The organism is Streptomyces sp. NPDC002574 (assembly GCF_042889545.1).
Classification (GTDB): domain Bacteria; phylum Actinomycetota; class Actinomycetes; order Streptomycetales; family Streptomycetaceae; genus Actinacidiphila.
Window position 1 is genome coordinate 1 of sequence record NZ_JBIARB010000023.1, and the last position, 22,924, is coordinate 22,924.

The following is a 22,924-nucleotide window of genomic DNA, read 5'->3' on the forward strand; positions in this document are numbered from 1 at the left end:
AACGACGACACCGTCGTGCCCGCCGAACTCACCGCATAGCCTCAAAGAAGAGATCACCGAGTGGCCGTCGATACACCACTCCAGCGGACGTGACCGTCGGTGATCGTCGAGATCGTCTGCTTGGACACACTCGCGCCGTAGACCTCGGCCAGGTGCGCGGAGATGTCGCCGTGGGTCAGTCCCCGCGCAGAGAGCGACAGCACCATCTCGTCGACCCCGGTCAGACGCCGCTGGCGTTTCTTGACGATCTGCGGCTCGAAGCTGCCGTCGCGGTCCCGCGGCACCGCGATCTCGACCGGGCCGACGTCGGTCAGTACAGTCTTGGCGCGCACACCGTTGCGGGAGTTCCCGCTGCCGGCGCCCGCCGGATCGTGCTTGTCGTAGCCGAGGTGGTTGGTGATCTCGCCCTCGAGGGCGGACTCCAGCACGCGCTTGGTCAGCTGCTGCAGCAGGCCGCCCTCACCGGTCAACTGCAGGCCGCTCGCGCGGGCCCGCTCGACCAGCTGCCCGATCAACTGGTCGTTCAGCAGATCCGCCGACAGCTCGACCGGCCGGACCTCTTCAACCGCCTCGGCAGAGGCAGTCACGTCGCTCATCAGGTGTTCTTCCTTGATCGGGAGTTACACCGTTCTTTTTACAGTCCCATGCCTGGCGAGGGTGGTGGCCTGGCATCCGCAATGGCAACGGCCCCAAGTGGGAACCGAGTTCCGCTACGGGGATCGTCCAACACCAGCCCTGGACTCTGCCACCGATACACCTGCGGCTCCTCGTACCCACTCAATCGCCCTCAGGCCGCCCCATCCGAAGTCTTGTGCGAAATGTAAGCGCGATTCGTTCGAAGTCCGCGGATCACCTGCGCTGCAATCGTGGCGAAAAGAACTTCACTCACCCTCACAGCTCGTACTTTTGATATAGGTGCATACGTAGAGTGAGGGAGGCAGAATGGATCCAGTGGTTCTTGCGGCAGGGACGGCGCTAGTGAGTGCCATGACCACCGATGCCTGGCAACAAACAAGGGCCGCAGCGCTGGAGTGGTGGCGACGCGTGCGCCCCGCTCAGGCGGACCAGGCAGAAGTAGATTTGGAAGCGGACCGAGCCCGGATCCTGACGGCACGACGACAGGGCAACCAGGACGTGGAGCAGGCTGTGACAGATGCCTGGCATCTGCGGCTACACGATCTCCTGGTCAGCGACCCCGCTGGGATCGAGGCGCTACGGGAGTTCTTGGAGGAACAGTTCCAGGGTCCCTCTTCGGGCGTGGAGCCCCACGCGACCGCACAAGTGATCATGCGAGCTGAGGCGAAAGACAGCGCACGAATGTACATGGCCGGCCGCGACCAGCACATCACCGAAACGTGACTACCCCGACAGACCACGATCCCTCACAGGGACCCGCCCGTGAGGTGCGGATTGAGGGTCGGGCGGCGGATAGTGCGCGGCTTTATGCCGCCGGGCGAGACCAGTTCATCGTCCAAGAGGCCGCTCCAGCTTCGGTAGTGGTCACGGCATTGCGGACTCTGCCGCGGGACGTGCCCGGCTTCACGGGCCGGCAGGCCGAGGTTGAAGAGCTCGTGACGGCGGCGCAGCATCCGAGCAACGAGTTGGTCATCCGTACCATCGACGGTATGCCTGGAGCAGGCAAGAGTGCACTGGCGGTGCATGTTGCCCACCGTCTCACCGACCGGTTCCCCGACGGGCAGTTGTTCGTCCGACTGCATGCTCATACCCCTGGCCAGACAGCGGCTGATCCCGCCGATGCGTTGGCCGCCATGTTGATCAGCATCGGCGTCGACCCGCGCAGCATCCCCGACGGCCTGGACGCCCGGGCTGGCATGTGGAGGGACCGACTCACGGGGAAGCAAATGATGCTGATCATGGACGACGCCATCGGCCACGAACAGATTGAACCGCTGCTTCCTGGGGCCGGGGGATGCATGGTACTGGTCACAAGCCGCCGCCGCATCGCCGCGCTGGACGGCGCCGCCCCTCTGCCCCTGGGCTCCCTCTCGCGCACTGACGCGGCGCTGTTGTTCACTCGCCTGTCCCGCCGCACCGCGACGCAAGCTGCCGATACGGAAGCCGTAGCCCAGATCGTGGAACTGTGTGGCTTCCTTCCCCTGGCCATCGCGCTGCTTGCCGGACGCTTCGCCCACCATCCCCACTGGAATCTGCCGGAGTACGCACAAGAGTTCAGCGCAACACACGACCGGTTAGGTGAACTCGCCGCCGGTGACAGGGCGGTAGCTGCTGCTTTCGACATGTCCTACCGCGCCCTTCCACCCAGACGACGGCGCCTCTTCAGGTATCTGGGCCTCCACCCCGGACTGGACACCGACGCCTACGCCACCGCCGCCCTGGGCCAGATCTCTCTGCCCCAGGCCCGTCACGAGCTGGAAGCCCTCTACGATGACCACCTCATCGACTCACCCTCAACCGGTCGCTACCGACTCCACGACCTCATCCGCGCATACGCACGGACGCTCACTGTCAGAAATGACCCACCTGAGGACCGAGACGCCGCTCAGGGCCGAGTTCTGGACTACTACCAATACACCGCCGAAACCGCCGACGACCACTTCACGCCCGTCCCCCGCCCCACGCTACGAACAGAAGGACCGGCCCCAACCTCCGTACCCGCCGTGGCCGCCTACCAGCCGGCCTTGGCCTGGATGCGCGCTGAACGCGCCAACCTCACCGCGTGTATTCATCACGCCACCGCCACTGCACAGCACGTTCGCGCCATCCGCCTTACTGCCAGCCTGGCCGCACACCTGCGCCACCAAGGACCCTGGGATGAGGCCATCGCCCTTCACCAGAGCGCTGCGGTCACGGCACACCGCACTGGCGAGCGCCTCGGCGAAGCGAACGCCCTGTCCGAACTGAGTCGGGTACACCATCTGGTGGGAAACCAGACGGCAACAGCCGACCTCGCCCAACAAGCGCTTGAGCTCTACCGCTGCCTTGGCAACCGACTTGGCGAGGCGTCGGCGCTGTCTCAGCTAGGCCAGGTGCGGTATATCAGTGGGGAATACGAGACGGCAGCCAATCTCGCTCAACAGGCGCTTGACCTCTACCGCTCCCTCAGCAACAACTACGGCGAGGCCGACGCCCTAGTGAGTCTGGGTAGAGCGCGATACATGGTTGGGGATTACGCGGCTGCAGGCAACCTTGCCCAACAAGCGCTCGTTCTCTCTCACTCTTTTGGTGAGCATCTCACCAAGGCCAACGCATTGTCGGATTTAGGGAGAGTGTGGGATATCACCAGCGATTATGCAGCTGCGGCCGACTTCTCCCGGCAGGCACTGGATCTCTACCACACCCTGGGTAATCGACTAGGTGAGGCAAATGCAATGTCACATCTAGGAAGAACAGAGTATACCATCGGCAGATATGCCGCTGCAGCCGATCATTTGCAGCGGGCTGTGGACCTGTACCGCACCCTCGGCCACCGCCTGGGCGAAGCCAACGCCCTCTCGGATCTGGTTCGGCTGCAGTGCCGTACCGGGGAGCACGCAAGCGCAGCCGACCTCGCCCACCAAGCACTAGCCCTGGCCCGCGCAGTTGGCAACCGCCATATCGAAGCCAACGCCCTGTCGGATCTGGGTCGTGTGCAGTACCTGATCGGCGAGTACGCCCCGGCGGCCGACCTACTACAGCAAGCAGTCATGATGTTCCAGGAGGTGGGCGATCCTCAAGGAGAGGCCGAGACACTCAACACCATCGGCGCTCTGCTGACGGAGACCAGGCACCCACGGGAGGCACTTCCCGCCTACCAGCGGGCTTTGCAACTGGCACGCCAGGTACAAAGCCCATTGGACGAAGCGCACGCCCTCGAAGGCGCTGCCCGCTGCCACGTCAGCGCCGGCGACCACCACGCTGGCCTTGCCGCCCTCGGCCGTGCAGTGGACCTCTACCAGCGCATCGGCGCTGCCGAAGCACCCGCCGCCGCCCAGTACCTGGCACAACTCCAAACAGAACATTGACAGGATGAGCTACGGGTGTATGCCGACCCCGACAGGCAACTCCAGGCTACACAGTTGGTCGAAGCCACACGCTGCCGACACCGCCGTGCACCTGGTCGACGACAGCCTGAGGCTCAGGCATCCCGCTGTCTCGTACCGAAACAAGCAGCGAACGCCGACAGCCGACAGACCCGACCGCAAGCCAGTCGGCTGCCAGCGCGCCCATCTGGTACCGGAAATGGGCCGGTTGCATCGATCCAGCGGGCGTTCACGATGCGGGTCTGTCGGGCGCGATGACGACACTGCGGTCCTCAGGGTAGGGATAGTAAACGGTGGTCTCGGCGGCGTCCGGGTGCTCTCGGGACAGCAGGATCTCCAGGGCGCTGCGAGCCTCGTCCAGTGTCCGCAGGGCAGCACCCACCTTCTTGTGGGGGATGCCCTCGGGTCCGCTGCTCGGGTATGCCTTGTCGACGGTGAGCGAGTTCGTCGCGGATGCCGGCAAGAATTCGTCCCATCTCGAGGTGTTCATCCAGGGTGAGACGGGGCTTCCTGGGCATGCGGGTCTCCGTTCGGCCGTTGACTGGGCGGAATGCTCAACGACGGGATACGGGCGAGCGGTTCCGCAGACTGCCCTCACCGTTGTCATGTGACTTGGCTGACCTGGCGAAGCCGCTACCCGCCCCTTTCCGTAGCGGACAGTCCAGGACCCGCGTCCGCAGATTTCCGGTGACAACGTCTCAGCCGGGCAGCACGACAGGTGCCAGGCCGGATGAGCGCTGGGGGTTGCCGGTGGGGTGATCGTTGATCCAGTTGACGCCGCTGGGGTCGACGCCGATGAAGCGGCCGTTGGTGGGTCTCATTCGCTGGGCGCCGAGGTGGGTGAGACCGCTGGAGTCGTTGGAGCCGCTGACGAAGCCCTTGCTGCCGGGCTGTGTGCTGCGGTGATTGCCAAAAGCCGAAGTTCGCTGCTCACTGATACCCGTGACGACAAGTTCTGAACAGGGCACCCGAACAGGAACAACAGGGCATAACATCGCTTGCTGATCATCCCTGCTGTTGTGCAGCGTGATGTGCCTGGGGTTGGGGGGCGAGCTGAGCTGTGTATGTGTCCGAGGGCGGCTGCCGTGCGCATGCCACATGCGCACGGCAGCCCCAACAAACCGCCTCCTGTCCGCGGCCACCCGCTCGGTTTTGGGCGGCCGGTGCCGGTCAATGCTCGGGCGGCCGAGAGCCGGGTCACCGAGGCCTGGGCGGAGGCCCGTCGCTGCCGCGGCCACAGTGGCCAGCGACGGGCTTCCCCAGGTCGCACCTTACCTACCACCGCCTGGGTCCCTGGTAAATAAAGTGGGTATTTAAGAATCAGTCCATGTCGGGAACAACCGGGCCTTCAAGGTCGAATATTGGGATCTGATGCTCATCCTCGGCCGACCATAGCGAAAACATCCACTCACCGTATGGAAAGTCGCTGAAGATTTCAAAAACGCGTCCCGCCCGGGTCTGAAAACTTAGATCGAGACCCACGGAGCGAGACTGAAATCCCACTTCGACGAGCCCGTCTCCAGCCAACTCTTCGATACCATGAGATTTCCCGCCATCATCAGAGAGTGATGGCGAGATCATCACGACGCCGTTCAGGGAAACGCGCCAACTCGTATTGACGCGCAGACGCCATCGATCTCCGCTGAGACAGATACCACCCTCATCTGCCTCAGCAGTAGAGATCTCGAGTGGAAGAAACGTTTGGATCTCGTCAACGATTAGCGACATCAAGGCCCCAGAGTGATGTGAGTTCGGCGTCGAACATATTCCTTGGGAGTCATACCAAGGTCTACGCCCTTCGGCGGCTGCACCGGTTTTCCCGTGAAGGGGCTAATCGGCGCGTCCGATCCATTGGTGAACGAGGCCCGAAGGTCAGCGTTCACATTGGGCTGACATGATCCGAATTCTACTACCCCCCGGCAGCTGGAACCCAACCCCCGCTGACTTCGTGGGAAAGGTGCTAAAACCCGCCTCGCCAGCGTCAACTGCCGCCATTAGACCTGCTCCCAGTCGGGCTGCACTCGTCGGGACAACAGTCCCGTTCGCATCTGCAACGAACGTAGCAGAGCTATTCGGGCAACCATTGTGGACGAGAACCGTGGCATCGCCTGCGACGACATAGTACGTGTGAAGCTCAGCGACGGTGAGGTTGTAGATCGACCAGCAAGCCGCAGAAGCTGGCGATATCGCCGCGAGGCTGCGTTTGATGGTGTCCGCGGTCTCGGAGACCGAACACATCGCACACACAGAAAAGTTTGCAGCCGACCTGGAAGCGGAGGCAGCCGGCGCAGGCTGTGCCAGCGTGGCGCACTATCTGACCGCGCTGACCAAAGAGTCATGGACCCAGGCAGGAGCCGAACGCCTCGAGCGCGAGTTCCGCAACCGCGGTTACGAGGGCGCCCACGGCGTCCTGTCGCACCTATGGTCATTCGCCAACGACGAGGAAGCCAGAAAACGCGCCTACGAAGCCGGGGCGGCCAGTGGCCACCCAGAGGCGCTCTACCAGTTGGCTCTGCTGAAAGAGCAGTCTGAAGACAACAGAGGCGCGACGGATCTTTTTCAACAGGCGGCCGAGGCCGGGCACGTCGAAGCGAACCAGACGTTGGCCTGGCGCCTTGAGAGTGCTGGCGACATGGCCGGGGCCGAACGCTGGCATCGAAACCTGGCCGATCGCGGGCACACCCAGCACTTGATGTACCTGGCGAACCTGCGGCAACAAGAGAACGACTTGACCGGCGCTCTGTCCCTGTACCAACAAGCAGCAGTCACGGGTGAGGTGGACCTCTTGCCGATACCCGCTTTTGAATCATGGATGCAGACGGAATGGCGAGACATATTCCCCTACGGCCTGGAACTCGACGGAACGCCATCTACTTCTTGGTAATAAAGGCGCCGTGGGCACACCCTACAATTCAGTCGGCGTTCACGGTGCGGGTCTGTCGGGTGCGATGACCACGCTACGGTCCTCGGGGGAGGGGTAGTAGACGGTGGTCTCGGCGGCGTCCGGGTGCTCGCGAGACAGCAGGATCTCCAGGGCGCTGCGCGCCTCGTCCAGGGCCCGCAGTGCGGCGCCCACTTTCTTGTGGGGTACGCCGTCGGGTGCGCTGCTCGGGTAGGCCTTGTCGAGTTGGACGGCCCGGTGGGCGAGTTCATCGCGGATGCCGGCAAGAATGCGGCCCATCTCGGTGTGCTCATCGAGGGTGAGACGGGGCTTCCTGGGCATCCAGGTCTCCGTTCGACCGATGGCTGGGGGCGGAATGTTCAACGACGGTTCCGTGCGGGCGTCACCGCAGACCGGTCTCACCGCAACTACGGGGGGATGGACCTTTGACTCGCCGGGTCACGGTCCGGCACGGTGAAATCGAGTTCTTCAAGGTCGAGTTCGCCCTTGACTGGGCCAGCCCGATCGTCCACTTTCCCTTCGTCCTGAGTGTGTCCTCCGCAACGGTTCCCTCGTTGACCCGGAGGGCCGCGTGAACCGCTGAAAGGGACAAGATGGGCCGAGCTGTGCCGCCCGCCGTGCGTGAACGAGCGCGAGAGCGAACCTGCCCGCGGTGTCACGCCGCACCTGGGCAGAAGTGTGCGCCTGACCGGGCTGGTCGCTCTCAGCTGCACAGCGACCGGATCCATGCCGCCCGCCTGTCTCTGCAGCCTCTTCCACCGCACCGCATCCTGCCGCCAGAAGAAGACCGAACCTTCATGGAGTGGGACGTTGACGCTGCGGACACCCCGGTCGTGTCCTGGCATCCGGAAGTGGTGCGGGACCTGTGTGACTCTCCGGATGAGATCGCCACCCTGTTGTGGCTCACACTGGCCCAGGCCGGCATGCTCCGGACTGACGGGCCCTCGCTCAGCAATTTCGTCCTCGGGCTGATGCTCATACCGATCCACTACCTGTCCGCCCAGGAGGTGCATGAGGCTGTTGACCGGCTCGCCGCGCGTGGCTACCTGCGGCGCATGGACTCGAACGACCTCAACGCGGTATCGGTCGACCTCAACGTCGTTCAGATCGTCAAGCGCCGTGAGCTGGAACCGCGGTTGCTGATGCAGTGGAACGCGGCAAAGGCAAGCTGGCCCGGGCCGCCCGTTCCGCACCCGGAAAACTGAGAGCGACGGCAGCCAGAACCGCCGGCCTTGCCTCGGAGCTCTCATGGCTGGCTCCCTGCACCGGGCGGGCTGGCAGACGGCGCTGTCCGCTCAGAACGGGCACTGACGGGGTGCCGGGACAGATCCGGGGAGGAACGCGGAGGTGCAGATCACGGCCGGCCCTGGTGCCGCTCGCCATGGAGTCCGTGCGGCCTACGCCCCCCGCCCGGTTCTTGGCCGCCCTCGACAATCTTGGCGCAGGCATTTTCGCTGTCCGGTGGAGCTGACGGAGCTTGCACGTCTGGGCATGGGCTTTCCGACGTGCTCAAGCAGAGCCGCGCGGTGACCGCCGCGTGCGCGTCCGCGACTCTTCGCATGAGACGGCGTTTCGCAGGCATAACAAAGCGGCCTCCCGGCTATTGCTAGGGAGACCGCTTCAGTCCGGGCGCTTCGCTGCAACGAAGCTCCATCGGAGGATGCCTGGGCCACAGGCAGAGTCCCCCCTGGAGGCGGGGAGATACTCATGTCCAGGTTGTTCCCGCTACCTGCAGATCTGTAAACTCTCTGCAGTCAACTTCGCTGCTGAGCTGGGTCAGTGCTGTTCAGAAAAGGAGACAACGTTCAAACACCCGGTGTCTTCTGAGCGCACCGTGCATCTCCTCCCCCCCTTCGCATCATCTTGCACTACACCAACTCAACGTGCGTCTTGACTCATTGGCCCCGTGAGTTTCCAGGTGACGCCATCGACAAACGTCGAAAGGCGCGCTCGCGAAACGATGTTGTGCGAAACCGAGGCAACTGAACGAGATATGGGTACTCCCGTCTTGAGGGAGCTCCGGCAGCGTTGGCTGCAACCGGCGCTGAGCTTGTTCCAGGGCTCCTGCTGTTGTCATCGTGTGCCTGGGCCAACAGGAGAGTCGGATGAGCGTTTCGCCGTCCTCGGAGACGAGGCGTAGGTCAGAGCAGGTCCCTAAGCTTCCCGCGGTGAATGCGGTAGCGGCCATTGCCGTGCTCATATTGGTGCTGGGTGCGGCGGTCACCGTTTTGGTGATCCTCCCTGCCAGCGCTCAAGCCTCAGGAATCGCAGCAGGCATCGCAACTGCGGGCTTCACGCTCGCCGGCCGACTGGCGATCCCGAGCAAGAAGTGAGAACCCTCCGGGGCCGCCAGCAGACCGGCGGCCCCGGGTCTGCGCCAGGGCGGGGGCGACAGGGGGACCCCCAATAGGGCGGCGATGCCGTTCCACCGGACTGTGGCCGGCCACCACCACAGGGCCGCTGAAGGAAGACGGGCGCTGAAGCTCACGCGGCGCACGACCATCGGCGTCCAGGGGACGCACGGAGCTCGTGGAGCTGAAGTTGGCCACCCGTCGAGTCAGGAGCTCCTGCGGCTGCACCTGAGGATCAGTCGGGCACCACGGTGGCGGCGGTGGACCTCGTCAGCGTCCTGCCGGCGCGGAGCTTTTTGAGAACGCGTGTTCACATTTCGGGTGAGCGTTCTTGAGTAGTTACTGTTTCGGGTGACGTTCGCCGCCCTCCTGGACGGCTCAGGCGACGCTGCTTCCCCCGTCAAAGGGCTGGGGCGCCGGGGGCTGGTGGCCGGTGCAAAGGGTGCCGAAAAGCTGGTCCAGTGGGGCCCCGAGGGCGTGGGCGAGGGCGTGCCAGGTGGCAAGGGTGCCGATGGTGCGGCCTTGTTCGATCTCGATCAAGGTGCGGCGTGACAGGCCGGTTCGGGCGGCGAGTTCGTCGTAGGTCCAGCCACGTTCGGCCCGCAGCCGGGACAGCTCCTGACGGAGTGCGGCAAGGTTCGGGTCGGGCGGCGGAGTGATCGTCACCGCTCTATCGGATGGTGCAGAGCCCTGCCCTGTCAGTGCAGACCTCTGCCCTATTTGCCCTCGTCGGACCCTGAGCAGCAGGGCAGGGGTCTGCACTACGGTGTCCGGACACCGGCACTCCCCACCTCGGACGCCGGCCGAACCACTCGCCATACAGCAAGGAGGACAGTTCTCCATGGGGCACGGCGCACTCCCCCACCCGGCGAACCGCACCTGGACACTCCAGGTCCGACCCGGCCCCAACGGGATCATCCTGAATTGCCCCCAGTGCGGCCGCTTCCCCGTCAACCCCGGGTGCGAACCCGCACAGGCAGTCGTTGTCAACCACCTGGCCCAGCACGCCCGTTCCGAACCACTCCCTGGCCACTTGCGAACCTGCCGCTGCGGCGAGCACGGCTGCCACTGGCACCCTCGCCACCGAGGCTGCGACGGACCGATCAACTTGCTACTCGCGCGAAGCGCATGCGGCCGCATCTGGCGCTTGACGGATGCGTGCCGGGCCTGTGCCTCTGTCACCGAACACACCGCCACGGTTCCCGAACCCCGTAGCGGCGTCGCCGAGGCCGCCGAGGAAATGACCAGCAGCCTGGTGGAGCTCTTCCCAGCCAAAACCGACGACCTCGTGGAAGACGGGCTCTACTGGCAGGACGGAGCAATGTACGGATAAGCATCGAGAGCGACCCGCTGATGCCGCACCGTTCTAACCGCAGGCTCGCACCATAGGGGCAGCAGTGACTATCAGCGACAAGTGCAACTATCAACGGACCTGGAGCCCCCACGGGCGTTCCCCTAGGGGGCTCCAGCCGCATTATCGTCAACAGTTCGAACTGACGTGCTCAGCTCAGAAAATCGACTTGCGCGTGGGGTCGAGGATGTTTACTCCCTCAGCGTCCATCCTCGACTCGAATTCATCGAGTGACCCACGTTTGATGAATTCAGCCTCACTCTGATGGATTGGGAGTAGCCACACGAATTGCGCACCCCCAGCTTCCGCCGGAGCCCATTCGAGTTCAGGACCATAAGGATACGGCAGACTCACCAAAAGGCGATCCATGAGCGAGCCTGGCATCCACGGGCGGCCAAGGTTGACGACGGAGCCGACACTCAACCGATGAGCTTCGAACGAGTGAAAGTGACTCACCATCGCCAACGTTTCCGAATGAACCTCAGAAGCCACAGGTGACATGATAAAGAATTCCATGCCACCGCCCACGGCCCCACTGATCGAGGATCCCACTGTTACATAGACCCAGGCTTTCCCAGCTCGCTGAGGGATGACTCGATAACAAGAGAACCATGGAAGCCGCTCCCGGACCGGCCCCTGCTCCCAAGGAGCAGATTCCACGATATACCCGCCCCAGAACCCTCGAACATGTCGCTCAAGGGCGGACAAGCGCTCGCTTTCGCTGGTCAAAGCCCCAGATTCCTTGCAATCGCGATGGAGACCTTCATCATTTCCAACCCCTGCTCTTTCTGGCATTGCCAGCACGCAGCACCGCTTATACCCTCAGTCCGGGCGTACGCTCTGCGCTCGGCGTCTGTCATCTCCGATCCCCCAAAGCGATAGTAGTGGAGAAGCAGCGGAGGGTCGTGCTCGGGAACCGGGCGAGTAGCAGTCCCGGATATCATCGTGTTACCACACACGGGGCACGCCTGGCCTTCAGCAGCCGCCCGCGCAGCACGTCCCGCCGGCGTCCTTGTCTGCGCACCACCATACTGCGAAACTCTGTCGTAACGTTCAGTTGCCGTGACCGGATATTTCAGATCATCGACAACCCCATCGGATCCTGCTACAAACCGCGCTACGGTGCTGTCACAGTTGTGAACGAGAACCGGGGTATCGCCTGCGACTACATAGTAGGTGTGCAGGTCATCGACGGTCAGGTTGTACATGTCGCGGTCGCCGGGGCGGGCCGTGACGCGGGCGACGATGGCGTGGTTACCAGTGTTGGTGTTGAGGGCGTGGCCAGCGATGAGCTTGCTGGTCGGTACCCATTTGTGGTCGGTGTCGTCCCAGACGAGGTGCTTAGCGGTGGTGTGGATGGTGGTGACAGCACCGCTGGGCTGGCGCACATCAAGGTCGACGAGGTCGTAGTCGTGGTTCTTCCAGACCGCCGCGACTGGTCGGCTGCCCTTTCGTTTTCCACTACCCGGGTCGGCTGTCGCGACGTGATCGCCGGGCTCCATTTTCCCGATGGTCTTGGAAGTGCCGTCGGCCATGAGGACAGGGGTATCGGGCGTGAAGCTTTTGCACCCTGGGGAGCTCCCAATAGCCTTTACAGCCTTCGCGCCCACGGATTCGGCTGTAGCCGCGGTGCGTGTGGTGGCAGGACTGGCTTCCTTGCTTGCGCCGACGACGACGGCTGCTGTGCCGCTTGCAAGGGTTACGGATGCGCCGAGGGCCAGGCCTCCTTCAGCTATAACCGTGGTGGCCCCGGCAACGACAGCTGCTGTGGCTCCCATAGTGGATGCCTCAGCTACCGCGACAGCGGCACTCAACGCGATCGCCCCACAGGCGACGGTGGCGATGCAGGCGACCGTTCCGACGACAACAGCCGTGGCTACGACAGCGGTCAGGACGGGGTGCTCATGCCAAATCTGTTTCGCGCCGCAGCCGACGTCGTACCAGGAGCACTTTTGTGGTTCCTCACGGTGGCCACCGCCACCGCCGCCACCACCGCCACCGGCGTCGATACCGCCGCCGCCAGGGGTGCCATTGGGGTTGACGTTGCCGCCGTTGTGCGGACCACCGGTGCTGGGGCCGTGGGGCTTGCCATCGGCGCTGCAGAAGGGGGGACAGTGGCTGGCGTTCGCGTCGGGGTCTGGGGGCAGGCAGGCTCCGGCACTTGGTCCGCAGCCGTAGTCGAGTCCCGTGGGATCGGCCGACGTGGCGGGACTGTTGTTGCTGTAGGCGTACCCGTTGAGGGACTGGGGGTTGGTGACGTCGAGGACCGGGTCGACGCTGATGAAGCGGCCGTTGTCGGGGTCGTATTCGCGGGCCCCGAGGTGGGTGAGACCGCTGGGGTCGTCGGTACCGCCGACGAAGCCCTTGCTGCCGGGCCATGTGGTGGGCTGGGTGCCGCGGGGAGCGCCGAAGGGGGTGCTTCGGCGGATGCTCGTGGCGCCGGTGGCTGCGTCGATGGAGACGTCGGAGGTGTCGTGGTGGTCGCTGGCGAGGAAGGAGATCTTGCCGTCGTCTGTCTTGACGGCGGTGGCGCCGTCAAGGTCGTAGTAGCGGGTGCAGGTCGGTGCGGTTGCGCCCTTGGTGAGGCTGAGTTCGGTGTTGCCGAGGTAGAGGACGGTCTTTTCGGATGCCGGCTGTGCGGTGTCCTTGACGTGCTGGACGAGGCGGTTGCCGTCGGCGTCGTAGGCGTAGTCGGTGGTCAGGGTTCCCTGTGTGACCATCGACAGGTGACCTGCGGCGTCCCACGCGTAGCTGCTGTCGGTGCCGGCTGTGGAGGTGTGGGTGAGGGTGTTGCCGGTGTTGTCGTAGGTGAAGCCTTCGGTGCTGGGGGCCGTGCCGGCTGTGGTGACCTGACTCAGACCGTGCGCGGTGTGGGGGGCGTCGTAGGCGTAGCTGCGGGTGACGTCCTTGGCGGTGTTGCCGGCGGGGTCGTGCTGGGTCTCGCTCTGGCGGCTGCCGTCGCTGTTGTAGGTGTAGTCGGTCCAGTACGGGGCGGGGCCGCCGATGAGGCTGGTACTGGGTGAGTCGGCGCAGGTGTCGGTCGACTGGGTCCATGCCTTGCTCAGGCGCTGGAGGTAGTCGTAGGTGAAGCACTGCGTGTCGTGGACGGCGCCGGCCCGGTCGGACATGGCCTGGACGTTGCCGGCCTGGTCGTAGGTGTAGGCGACGGCGCGGGCGGCTGCGGAGACGTTCTGGCGGTCGGTGCGGGTGGCGGCCAGACGCTGGGTGCCCCACTCGTATTCGTTCTGGATCTGGACCGTCGGGCCGCCGGTGCTGAGGGTGTACTGGAGGGGCTTGCCCGTCAGGCTGTACTTGACGTCCGTGAGGAAGCCTGTGATGGCGGTGACGCGGTGCAGGGCGTCGTAGGTGGGGGCGATGACCTCGTTGGGGAGGTTGCCGGCGCCGGGGTAACTCGTGGAGGCGAGGGTGCCGTCGGGATTGTAGGTGGTGTTGACCTGGAGGCTGTCGGGGAACGCCTCTTCGCCGGGGACGTTCGGGATGGTCGTGGTGGTGCGGGTGGGCCGGTACAGGTTGTCGTAGAAGTTGACGGCGGTCTTGTACTCGTACTGGGTGCCACCGACGGTGCGGTAGCTGCTGGAGGAGGCCAGCTGACCTTCGTAATTGGAGGGGTCGTACTTCCACGAAGCGGTCAGCAGGCCGGTGGCGCTGCCGGTGTGCACGGCTAGCTTGCGGCCCAGCTGGTCGTAGTCGTAGTACAGCTGCCGGCTCTCGGAGTCCTTGGTCCAGATCAGCTGGTCACGGTTGTCGTAGTGGCTGTCGCTGGTGCCCTTGTCGGGGTCGACGGCCTGGATCTGACGTCCCTGCAGGTCGTAGGTCCAGGTCCACTGGGCGTTGTCGGGGCCGGTGAGGGTGGTCATGTGACCGGCGGGGTCGTACTTGTACGTGGTCCGGTCGTAGGCGCCGGTGGCGTCGGCGTTGTGGTACTGGCGCAGCTCGGAGGTGCGGCCCTGTGCGTCGGTGATGGCGGTGGTGGGGGTCGCGCCCAACGGGGGGATGACGGTGGTGCGATCGCCGCCGTAGATCGTGGTGGTGGTGGACAGCAGTTTCGGCTGGTCGCTGCTACCTGCCGCGGTCTTGACGGTGGTGGGCCGGCCCAGTCCGTCGTAGGCGGTGATCGTCTGGGTTTCGACGTTCTCGGTGTCGTCCAGGGACAGCAGTTTCCCGGCGGTGACGGTGGTTCCTGCAGCGTAGTAGGGGGCGAAGCCCAGGACGCTCTGGCCGCGGTCGTCGTAGAAGGTGTCAGTCAGCAGGTAGCCGCTATCGGGGCCGGGGGCCTGGGTTTGGCGGGGGCGCAGGAAGCCGTCGTAGAGGGTCCACGAGCTTTCCTGGGTGCCGTCCTTGCGCAGAGCTTTGGACTCGACCGACACGATGGTGTTGGCGGTGACGTGGTAGACGTACTCGCTGTTCGGGGTGTCCTTGTTGGTCTTCGACCGATTGGGCAGCCACACCTTGCTGAGGCGGCCGAGCGGGTCGTACACCATGTCGGTGCGCTTGCTGTTGGTGTCGTTCTGCCCCGTGGTCAGTCCGCGCAGTGCATCGAAGTAGCTGGTAGTGGTCTCCGCCGAGGCACTGACACCGGCCGTCGCCGGCGGGGAGGTCACCGTCATGCTGGCGGGACGCGGATTGTTGGTGTTGATGGGGGTGTAGCTGGTGGTGGTGGTCCGCGTGTCGGTGGCCTGGGTGGTGACCGGGCTGGTTTGGCCTGTGGTGTCGTACTTCGTGGTGGACTCGATGTCGGACACCGTCAGTGGGCGGCCGTAGGAGTCGAAGGTGGCCTTGCTGTCCTGGTAGGTGGCGTAGCGGCCGTCGTGACCGGTCAGGGTCTCGGTGATGACGGATTGGTTCTTGGTCGGTGCGGTGTTCCAAGCTTGGCCGTCGTAGAGCGTGCGGATGTCCGAGAGCACCTGGGAGCCCGTGCCGTCGGCCTTGGTGGTGCGGACCGGGGTGGTGCCGCAGCCGACCGAGACGGCTTCGACCTCGGAGGGCATGTTGATGATGCCGGTGGTGTTGGGGGGGTAGGTGGTGCGGGTGCAGGTGGCGGTGCCGTCGTCGTGGGTCACCTGGGCCTGAGTGATGCGGCCGGCGAGGTTTTCGTAGGTCGGATCGGTGGTGGTGACGCGCCACTTCTGGCCCTGACCGTCGTCCAGGGACGTGTAGTCGCGGCTGAGGTCGGCACCGATCAGGTTGGCGGTCGCCGTGCCCCAGGTGCGTACACGTTTGGCGGTCTCGTGGTGCCACGGGGCGCGGACGGTCTTGCTGAGAACGACACCGCCGGGCTTGCTGTAGGTCTCGGTGCGGTACTCGAAGCCGGCCGCGGACTCGTGGTCGGTGATCGAGCCGCCTTCGCCGTCGTCGACGGTGACGGCCTTGCTGCCGCCGGAGGTGTCCTTGCGGTCGCCGTCCATGCCGCGCAGGAAGTAGTGGTCGGACTGGGTGTGCTTGATGGCGTCGGAGCCGGTCTGCACCCGGACGTGGGCGTATCCGCGCCACTGCGACCAGGTCTTCAGCTTCTCCTTGGTGATGCCGTCGTCATCGTCGTAGTGCCAGGCGGCGTCACCGAGGTAGGTGTAGGCCGTGACCATGTCGGGGGCGCCACCGGTGCGGTCGGTCTGGATGACCGTGTCGACGACGTACTTGTTGAACCATTCCAACGTTTTGGCGACGTCGTTGCTGGGCTGGTAGTACTGCGGCATGCAGCGGGTGGTGTTGGTCTCGGGCACCGGGGGGCTGTCCACGCTGCAAGTGCCGGGCTTGTAGTTGACGTCGATCTGCCCGCCGTACTCGTCATCGACGGTGCCCAGGCGTTCCTTGATGAACGGTGCGCGGCCGTCCTCGGGCTTGTCGGCGCGGTTGGGCAGCTGATCGTAGTCGAAGGTCACCTTGGGCAGGTCGAGGGTGCCGCCCGCCTTACCGGTGTGCTGGATGGAGTCGAGCAGCAGCTGGTAATCGATGTCGGCCATACCCCAGTGGTGACTGAAGGACCAGGAGTCCACGGGGAGGTAAGTGTTGTCGGACTGCAAGGTCTGGGCGGTGACCGAGGTCAGACGCTTCCGGGTGAAGAACACCGGGGACAGGCGACCGTCGGTGCAGTCGGTGCCCGCATCACAGTTCAGGTCCCACGGAGTGTCGTACCAGTAAAACTTGTTCGTCTTGATGTCACTGCAGATGCTCCCGGCTTCCAGGCAGCGCTCGCTGTTGCCGAACACGACCTGGGCGGCCGGGAGCTTCGTGGTGGAGTAGATGTCCTGCTGCCGCTGGCCGTAGTCGATGCGGTTGAGGTAGCCGCCGCGGACGTACGGGGTGTCGTCGGTGGCCTTCAGGTTACGGCCGTAGGAGTTGGTCTCCTGGGTGTACCAGTAGGTGATGTCGTTGCCGTGCGGGTCCAGGACGTAGTCTAGGTTCCACCGCCAGGCCTGCTGGCACCAAGACGCGGCGAACGTGGAGGCATGGCACGGGTCGCCGGTGTCGTCACCGAAGACCGGGGCCGTCCAAACCGACTTGGTCTCCGGCTTGCTGGTCGTCCAGTTAGGCAGCCGGTTGTACCCGAAGAAGTACTGGATACCCGAGGGCAGAGTGACCTTCCAGTACTCATTGTTGTCGTCACCGTTGGCCCGGGTGGAATCGCCGTCGATGCGCTCAATGCGGGTGCCGTCGTCATTCTTCAGCTTCCACAGTCCGGCGGTAGAGGTGGGGATGAGCTCCCCGCCCTTGCCGTTGAAGCTGATGGTGGCGTTGTCATAGGCCCAGCACTGGTCGCCGGGCTCCACGCCGTCGGTCTTGATGCCATCGTCGCCGCAGGGTTTGTAGCGCCGCTCGATGTAGCCCGGCCACATGTCAAAGCCGTCGCCGATCCAGGAAGCCTGGTTGTTGCTATTGCTCGACCGGCCGTCGATCGAGCCGGAGGAATACGAAAGGCCCAGGTCAGGTGCGAGTCCGCCAGGCACGCTGGGCACCGGCATGTCGTACGACCAGGAGAAGTCACCGGTATTGAGGTTCGTGCTCCACGTCGACGACGCCGACAGCGAGGTGGCCTTGTAGTCACCCTTGTCCGATGCCGTACCAGCAGTGGCGGCCAGGACCGTCACAGCGGACGCGTTCGTCTTGGCTGCCGTCCCGGGCACGGTGACCGAGTCCGCCGTCAGGACCTGGCGTTCGGTGTCGTTGCGTGACGGCACGGGAACGCCGGTGCGGCACGCCGCCTTGTCCGGGGTGGTCAGGGCACACTGCGGAAGCCGCACCAACTGCAGGCGAGCGCCGTACCCGCCGCCGTAGGCGTCGGCGAAGCCGCTGTAGTCCAGCGAGAGGCCGACTTGTCCCTGCGTAGTGGCACCGTCGGCGCGGCCGGCGGTCAGGACCACGCCTCGGATACCGGCGGCGCGGGCCGTGTCCTGGCCCAGCATCGAGATCTTGGCCTTGCCGACAGTCTGCGCCGCGGGAATCTTCGCCGTTTCCGCCCGCAGTGCCTGCTTTCCGGCGCGGGCCGGGCTCACGGAGACAGGCAGGCCGGCGGCCTTCGCTTCTGTAGTGCTGAGGGACGGCGCGGCGCTGGCCCGACCGGAAGGCTCGGTCCCGGCCGGCACGTCCACGGTCGCCGTGCCCGGCGTGGGCCATGCCACCCGTGGAGCGTGTACCTTCGCCGTGTGCGATGCGGGCCGCGGCTTGACCTTGCCAACGGTGCCGGAGACCGGCCTTTCCGAGGCTGGCAGGTCGGGAAACCCCTGCCAGGTGTCGGCCGCGGACGCCGGTGATGGAAAGCCCTGCAAGAGGCCTGCCATCACCACGCCTGAGACAATGGCGGCTATCCGCGCACGTCTACGTTCAGTCCTGCCCATACCGTGTATCCCGTCCCCTGCAGGTGAATTACGGATGCGTGATGCTGCGCGGCCACATCGCGGTGGGTGTGTGCGACGGCGCGAAGTGTCTGTGGCTTCAGGGGTGGCGGCGGCCGCTGGCCTGGCCGCCACCCCTGAGGTGTCCCTACGATTCGGGCTCGGACGGCAACTCTGCGGAGTTGGCAAGCATCTCGATCTGCGCGTCGCTCAGGATGCCCTGGTAAGCCCAGACATCATCGATGAGACCCGTGTAGTACTCCTTCGCCGCTCCGGCCGACCAGGTCCGCCCGAACTGCAGGCCGCCGGCGCCGTCGAAGGGCTTGACGTCCGGCGTGATCGACGTCGCCACCTCGGACTGCTGCAGGTCACCGTTGACGTACAACCGCAGTTCGTTGGCAAAGGCGTCATAGACGACCGCTAGGTGATTCCAACTGCCGAAGGTGCCGTCGGAACTGTACGAGTGCTCGGCGGTCTTCCACTGCGCCGACGAGGTGTCCGCGTCCGGGACGGCGACCTGCCACACTCCCGGCGCTGGGCTGCCGGAATCCTCGGAGTACCCGGTCACATGCCAGCGCACAGTGAATGCGCTGTGGAAGGGGCTGCTCGTTTTGCCTTGCATGCTCAGCACGGTGAGATCACAGTCGCCGAGAGCCTTCGGTGCCTGGCACACCGGCCCAAGCCCGCCCATGTCGGCCCAGCCGGCCACCGTGAAGCTCTGGTTCGTGTGCACGGGCGAGGCAGCCGTGCTCGCATACGCCCCGCCATTCAGCTTCAAATCCCCAGGGCCGACCAGAGCGCTGTCTGAGTCGATCGCGGCGCCCGCATTCAAGGTCGCCGGGTACCGGTTATCGACATCATCGGGTGTGACGAGCGGAGTTCCGGAGGCGGAGTTGAGCATCCACCGGCCGGTCACCTGCGGGCGCTGCTTGACCGTGTCGGCTGCCTCGGCAGCGGTGACCACACGGCCGAAGATCTTGACGTCGTCGATGGAGCCCTTCCAGTAGTCGGTGTAGCCGTCCTGGTACCGGTACCGGCCCAGTTGCACGCCAGCGTGCGCCTCCCATACGGAGGGTGCCGCTACCGGTGCGCTGGGCACGCCGTTGACGTACAAGGTGATCTGGCCGGTCTGGGCGTCGTAGACACCGAGCAGATGGGTCCACTCGCCCAGGTCCACCGGGACGGAAGAATAGACGCCCTGGAAGGCGGCTCCCGTCCCGTCCTTATCGGGCAGACGGAACCCCCACTTGTTGCGCGTCACCTCGTATCCGAGCATGTAAGAGCCGTAGGAAGTGCCGCTCTGGCTGACTGCGGCCTGATTGTGGGAGTCGTCCTCCAGCTTGACCCACGCGGCGACGGAGAAACTGCGGTTGGTGTCCACCGTCTCCCGGCCCATGGCCCCGTACGCCGTGGCGCCGTCGAAGTGGATCGCGGTGCCCGCGGCGCCCGACTTACCCGCCTCAACACCACCATCAAGGGTGAAATCCTGCACCTCGCCGGCGCCACGCAGCGGTCCGACGGTATCCTCCATGGACCAGATCGCCATCGTCGGCCGACCGGAGGTCATCACGCCGTCGGTGTAGAGCTGCAGCACCATGGCATCCGTCGAGGTGCGATCCCACACCCGCAGGTCATCAATCTGCCCTGCCCATGGATCCGACCAGGCCTTCTTCCACTGCAAACGGCCGACCTGGAAGTTCCCTCGGGCATTGATTGCGGTGACCGTCGCTGTCGGTCCCGGCACCCCGTTCACGTACACCGTCGCCGTGTGGCCGGAGGCGCTGTAGACACCGACCAGGTGGGTCCACTCCCCCGGTGTCACTGCCGCGTCGGAGACCGCCATTTGCGAGTTGATTGCCGCGGTCGAGTCATCTGTGGTCGGGAACCGCATCGCCCACTTGTTCACGGTGCCGCCGACGTAGCCGAGGGTGAAACCGCTGTTCTCGTTGCCGGCCTGCGACACCACGGTGCGAGAAGTGTTCAGGTCATCGATCTTCGCCCAGGCCGAGACGGTGAAGTTCCCCGGGATGTCGACGAGCGCACCAGGCGACTCCGCATACGCGTCGCTGCCCCGCAGGGTCAGACCCGAGCCTTCGTGTCCCGCCTCGCCGAGAACGGCACCGGCGCCGAGGTCCAACTGGTAGGAGCCTCCGCGGCCCGACGCTGTGGTTGCTCCGGCCGCTTCGTCCAAGGCCCATCCGGCGCGTTCCGGCTGCCCACGGCGCACCTTGAAGTAGTACGTCTCCGGCTGGCTCGCATTGTTGTTGGCGTCCAGCGCGACCACTGACAGGAAGTGAATTCCTTCCTCTGCGGGCAGGAGAGTGATCTTTTGAGCGGCGCCGCCGCTCGTCGGCAGCTGATGCGCCGAGGTTGCCTCAGCGTCAAGACCCCACCGATAGCTCACCACATCGGTGGCGACGGAGTCGAAGGTGAAGGCCCCGTACCGGCCGATTCCCACCGTGAGCGGCAGCTCGTCGGTCAGCTCGTCCGAACCCGGGTAGTCCGTCGAGGTGATCTTCGGTCCGTCAGGCGCTGTGGCGTCGTATACGAACACGCAACCGGGGTCGGCGTTCCATTTACCCCACTCCCCGCCATCCCAGGCCCGCACATACCATCGCACCGTCTTACCCGAAGGCACTGCCGACGTCGGCGGCGTGATCGAGAACTGCGACCCCGAGTCCTTGAACGACCCACTCGACGGTGCGGTGCCCTCGGCGCCAGTCGACCACCAGCGCCTGATCATCCCCTTGCCGTCCCCGGCATCCCAGGCGGTGGCGAACTGCGCGCCGATCTTTTCAGGGTTCGGATCAGTGAGCTTCTTGGCCGTGATCTGCGGACGGCGGTTGATACGGACCGCCGTCGACTGGCACACCGAGCCAGGCGACATCGTCAAGTCCGATGCGACCGGCTGCTTCGGCGGAAGGTTGTACTTCACCCGCAAGCTGGCGTCGTCCGCCCAGCGCTTCCAGCCCAGCAGGTCGTCCTCGTCGAACGCCTTCAGACCGAACGTGATCGTCGGCCATGCGGCGTTCGCCGCCGTTTGCACGATCGACTTGACCGGTGAAGCAGCGAACTCCACGTTCGCGGCAGGACAGTCACTGCTCCAGCCGTGGGCGAACGTCGACTTCTCCAGGAAGTTCGTCCAAAAACCCGAGGCGTTCTGTGCGTTCCAGTCCGTACTCGACTTGATCGGCTTGGTCTGCCACAGCTCAACCGACTTCGCGGAGCAGCTGTAGGAGTGCGTCTCGTGCGCGATAAACGTCGCTTCGAGGATGTGCTGGCCGGCAAACTTCGACGCCGGGAACTGGAAGAACACTCGCTTCAAGTCCTGCGGCGCGCAGTACTGCGTGTCGCCGCAGTACCCCATGCCGAAGTCGGGGTCCCCGGAGAAGTGCCAGAACGATGTGTCGCTCCAGTGCCGTGACACACCCGCCCAGTCCGGCGCCTTCGGCGTAGTCGTAAGCGGATCAATCACCAGAGGAAAGTGTGTGTCCGGCCCGTGCAGAAGCTCCTGGTCCGGCGTCAGCACCAGGGCGCTCGCGTCGGTGTCCACCGCCAGGTCCACCGGTGCCATGTGCGGGGCGTCATCCTCGGAGCCCTGCGCGACAGCGGACTTTGAGGTCCGTGCCGAAGATGACGGCGAGGCCGCGGTCGTCTGCGCTGAGTCCCACATCATGGGGGTGGGCGTGGCCAGCAGCACGCTGCCTGTGTCCTCGTCGACCGCCTGATATCCGCCCGATGCGTCCTCGCGCACCTCCAGGCCGTCGGTGCCGATGAGGAGTTTAAGCTGCTGCAGCTCAGGATTCTGCGCCGCCTCCGGCGTTCGCACCACAATCGACTCCGAGACCGCGGAGTCCTGCGCGGTGACCTTCAAGTCCACGCCTGGAAGGACGGACTTGTACGTGGCAGTGGCACCGTCCAGTTCCGGCTCCGGCAACGATGTCGGCCAGGACAGACGCAGCTCACGCCCCGACTGACGCACCCGTATCAACGGGTCACTGCCACCACCGGAAAACGCCACATCGAGCGCCGTCGCAGCTGGAGCCACCACCCCGTCGACCTTGCGCAACGTCGTGTCGATCGGGACCCACTTGCCACCTCGCAGCGTCCGCACCGGCTTCACGTGCTCCACCGCGGTGAACGACCCGTCCGGCTCAGCGAACACCTCGTTCGCCTCGCCCCGACGCGACGTCACCTCAACGGATTTACCCGACGCCGCCGCCTGTGCAAGGGCCTCCGCCTCCGTCACCACGTCACCGGACGACTCGTCGCCCGACGCCTTCGCTGAACGCACCCCCTGAGCCGGAGCCCCCGCGGCATGCGCGTTCACGACCAGAAGCGGCGACCCCCCGACCAGCAAGACTGCAGCGATCACGCCACTCAGCGCTCTCACCGTCGGCCCACCTTCGGCACGACGACGCACACGACTCCACCCCATGTCCCCCACCCAAGCCTTACGTGATCTTTAC

The 22,924-nt window shown here is 65.0% G+C and carries 13 protein-coding genes and 1 pseudogene; 5 read left to right on the forward strand and 9 right to left on the reverse strand.

Annotation, left to right across the window (positions count from 1 at the left end):
* Positions 1–95 precede the first annotated feature (95 nt).
* Positions 96–596 (reverse strand): annotated as a pseudogene (locus tag ACFYXS_RS37370) (transposase); the annotation flags it as partial.
* 391 nt (positions 597–987) lie between these two features.
* On the opposite strand from ACFYXS_RS37370, the gene ACFYXS_RS37375 reads away from it, so the two are divergent.
* Together ACFYXS_RS37375 and ACFYXS_RS37380 are read left to right on the forward strand one after the other, a co-directional pair.
* Positions 988–1,359 (forward strand): hypothetical protein, encoded by a 372-nt coding sequence (locus tag ACFYXS_RS37375; RefSeq protein WP_389256244.1) that lies wholly within the window; start codon positions 988–990, stop codon positions 1,357–1,359.
* A gap of 170 nt (positions 1,360–1,529) precedes the next feature.
* Positions 1,530–3,983, forward strand: a complete 2,454-nt coding sequence (locus ACFYXS_RS37380) for a tetratricopeptide repeat protein (protein WP_389256245.1) — start codon at positions 1,530–1,532, stop codon at positions 3,981–3,983.
* 247 nt (positions 3,984–4,230) lie between these two features.
* On the opposite strand, the gene ACFYXS_RS37385 is transcribed toward ACFYXS_RS37380, so the two are convergent.
* From ACFYXS_RS37385 to ACFYXS_RS37395, 3 genes are all read right to left on the reverse strand, one after another.
* Positions 4,231–4,464 (reverse strand): hypothetical protein, encoded by a 234-nt coding sequence (locus tag ACFYXS_RS37385; protein WP_389256246.1) that lies wholly within the window; start codon positions 4,462–4,464, stop codon positions 4,231–4,233.
* Positions 4,465–4,699: 235 nt separating this feature from the next.
* A complete protein-coding gene (locus ACFYXS_RS37390; protein ID WP_389256247.1) occupies positions 4,700–4,822 on the reverse strand; it encodes a hypothetical protein in 123 nt (40 codons plus the stop codon).
* Between the two features lie 499 nt (positions 4,823–5,321).
* Positions 5,322–5,729: a hypothetical protein gene (locus ACFYXS_RS37395; protein ID WP_389256248.1), complete on the reverse strand. Its 408-nt coding sequence runs from the start codon at positions 5,727–5,729 to the stop codon at positions 5,322–5,324.
* A gap of 478 nt (positions 5,730–6,207) precedes the next feature.
* Here ACFYXS_RS37395 and ACFYXS_RS37400 point away from each other — a divergent pair, with 478 nt between their 5' ends.
* Positions 6,208–6,885, forward strand: a complete 678-nt coding sequence (locus tag ACFYXS_RS37400) for a hypothetical protein (protein ID WP_389256249.1) — start codon at positions 6,208–6,210, stop codon at positions 6,883–6,885.
* Between the two features lie 39 nt (positions 6,886–6,924).
* On the opposite strand, the gene ACFYXS_RS37405 is transcribed toward ACFYXS_RS37400, so the two are convergent.
* Positions 6,925–7,224 (reverse strand): hypothetical protein, encoded by a 300-nt coding sequence (locus ACFYXS_RS37405; RefSeq protein WP_389256250.1) that lies wholly within the window; start codon positions 7,222–7,224, stop codon positions 6,925–6,927.
* Between the two features lie 476 nt (positions 7,225–7,700).
* On the opposite strand from ACFYXS_RS37405, the gene ACFYXS_RS37410 reads away from it, so the two are divergent.
* Positions 7,701–8,108, forward strand: a complete 408-nt coding sequence (locus ACFYXS_RS37410; protein WP_389256251.1) for a hypothetical protein — start codon at positions 7,701–7,703, stop codon at positions 8,106–8,108.
* A 963-nt stretch (positions 8,109–9,071) separates the two neighbouring features.
* Positions 9,072–9,236 carry a hypothetical protein gene (locus ACFYXS_RS37415; RefSeq protein WP_389256252.1) on the forward strand — a complete coding sequence of 55 codons (165 nt, stop codon included), beginning with the start codon at positions 9,072–9,074 and terminating at the stop codon, positions 9,234–9,236.
* Between the two features lie 396 nt (positions 9,237–9,632).
* Here the strand turns inward: ACFYXS_RS37415 and ACFYXS_RS37420 are convergent, their stop codons facing one another.
* From ACFYXS_RS37420 to ACFYXS_RS37435, 4 genes are all read right to left on the reverse strand, one after another.
* The gene (locus ACFYXS_RS37420; protein ID WP_389256253.1) at positions 9,633–9,920 is read right to left on the reverse strand and encodes a helix-turn-helix transcriptional regulator; all 288 of its coding nucleotides are present in this window, start codon (positions 9,918–9,920) and stop codon (positions 9,633–9,635) included.
* An 841-nt stretch (positions 9,921–10,761) separates the two neighbouring features.
* A complete protein-coding gene (locus ACFYXS_RS37425) occupies positions 10,762–11,400 on the reverse strand; it encodes a suppressor of fused domain protein (protein ID WP_389256324.1) in 639 nt (212 codons plus the stop codon).
* The gene (locus tag ACFYXS_RS37430; RefSeq protein ID WP_389256325.1) at positions 11,331–18,401 is read right to left on the reverse strand and encodes a polymorphic toxin-type HINT domain-containing protein; all 7,071 of its coding nucleotides are present in this window, start codon (positions 18,399–18,401) and stop codon (positions 11,331–11,333) included. Before ACFYXS_RS37430 ends, ACFYXS_RS37425 begins: the two co-directional genes overlap by 70 nt.
* Before the next feature lie 202 nt (positions 18,402–18,603).
* Entirely contained in the window at positions 18,604–22,848 is a 4,245-nt protein-coding gene (locus tag ACFYXS_RS37435; RefSeq protein ID WP_389256254.1) for a LamG domain-containing protein, read from the reverse strand.
* Between the last annotated feature and the right edge of the window lie 76 nt (positions 22,849–22,924).

Excerpts from the sequence above, each read along its gene's own strand:
- ACFYXS_RS37375 (WP_389256244.1), top strand. The coding sequence starts at position 988 with ATGACCACCGATGCCTGGCAACAAACAAGGGCCGCAGCGCTGGAGTGG.
- ACFYXS_RS37390 (WP_389256247.1), bottom strand. The coding sequence starts at position 4,822 with ATGAGACCCACCAACGGCCGCTTCATCGGCGTCGACCCCAGCGGCGTC.
- ACFYXS_RS37395 (WP_389256248.1), bottom strand. The coding sequence starts at position 5,729 with ATGTCGCTAATCGTTGACGAGATCCAAACGTTTCTTCCACTCGAGATC.
- ACFYXS_RS37400 (WP_389256249.1), top strand. The coding sequence starts at position 6,208 with ATGGTGTCCGCGGTCTCGGAGACCGAACACATCGCACACACAGAAAAG.
- ACFYXS_RS37405 (WP_389256250.1), bottom strand. The coding sequence starts at position 7,224 with ATGCCCAGGAAGCCCCGTCTCACCCTCGATGAGCACACCGAGATGGGC.
- ACFYXS_RS37410 (WP_389256251.1), top strand. The coding sequence starts at position 7,701 with ATGGAGTGGGACGTTGACGCTGCGGACACCCCGGTCGTGTCCTGGCAT.
- ACFYXS_RS37425 (WP_389256324.1), bottom strand. The coding sequence starts at position 11,400 with ATGCCAGAAAGAGCAGGGGTTGGAAATGATGAAGGTCTCCATCGCGAT.
- ACFYXS_RS37430 (WP_389256325.1), bottom strand. The coding sequence starts at position 18,401 with ATGGCAGGCCTCTTGCAGGGCTTTCCATCACCGGCGTCCGCGGCCGAC.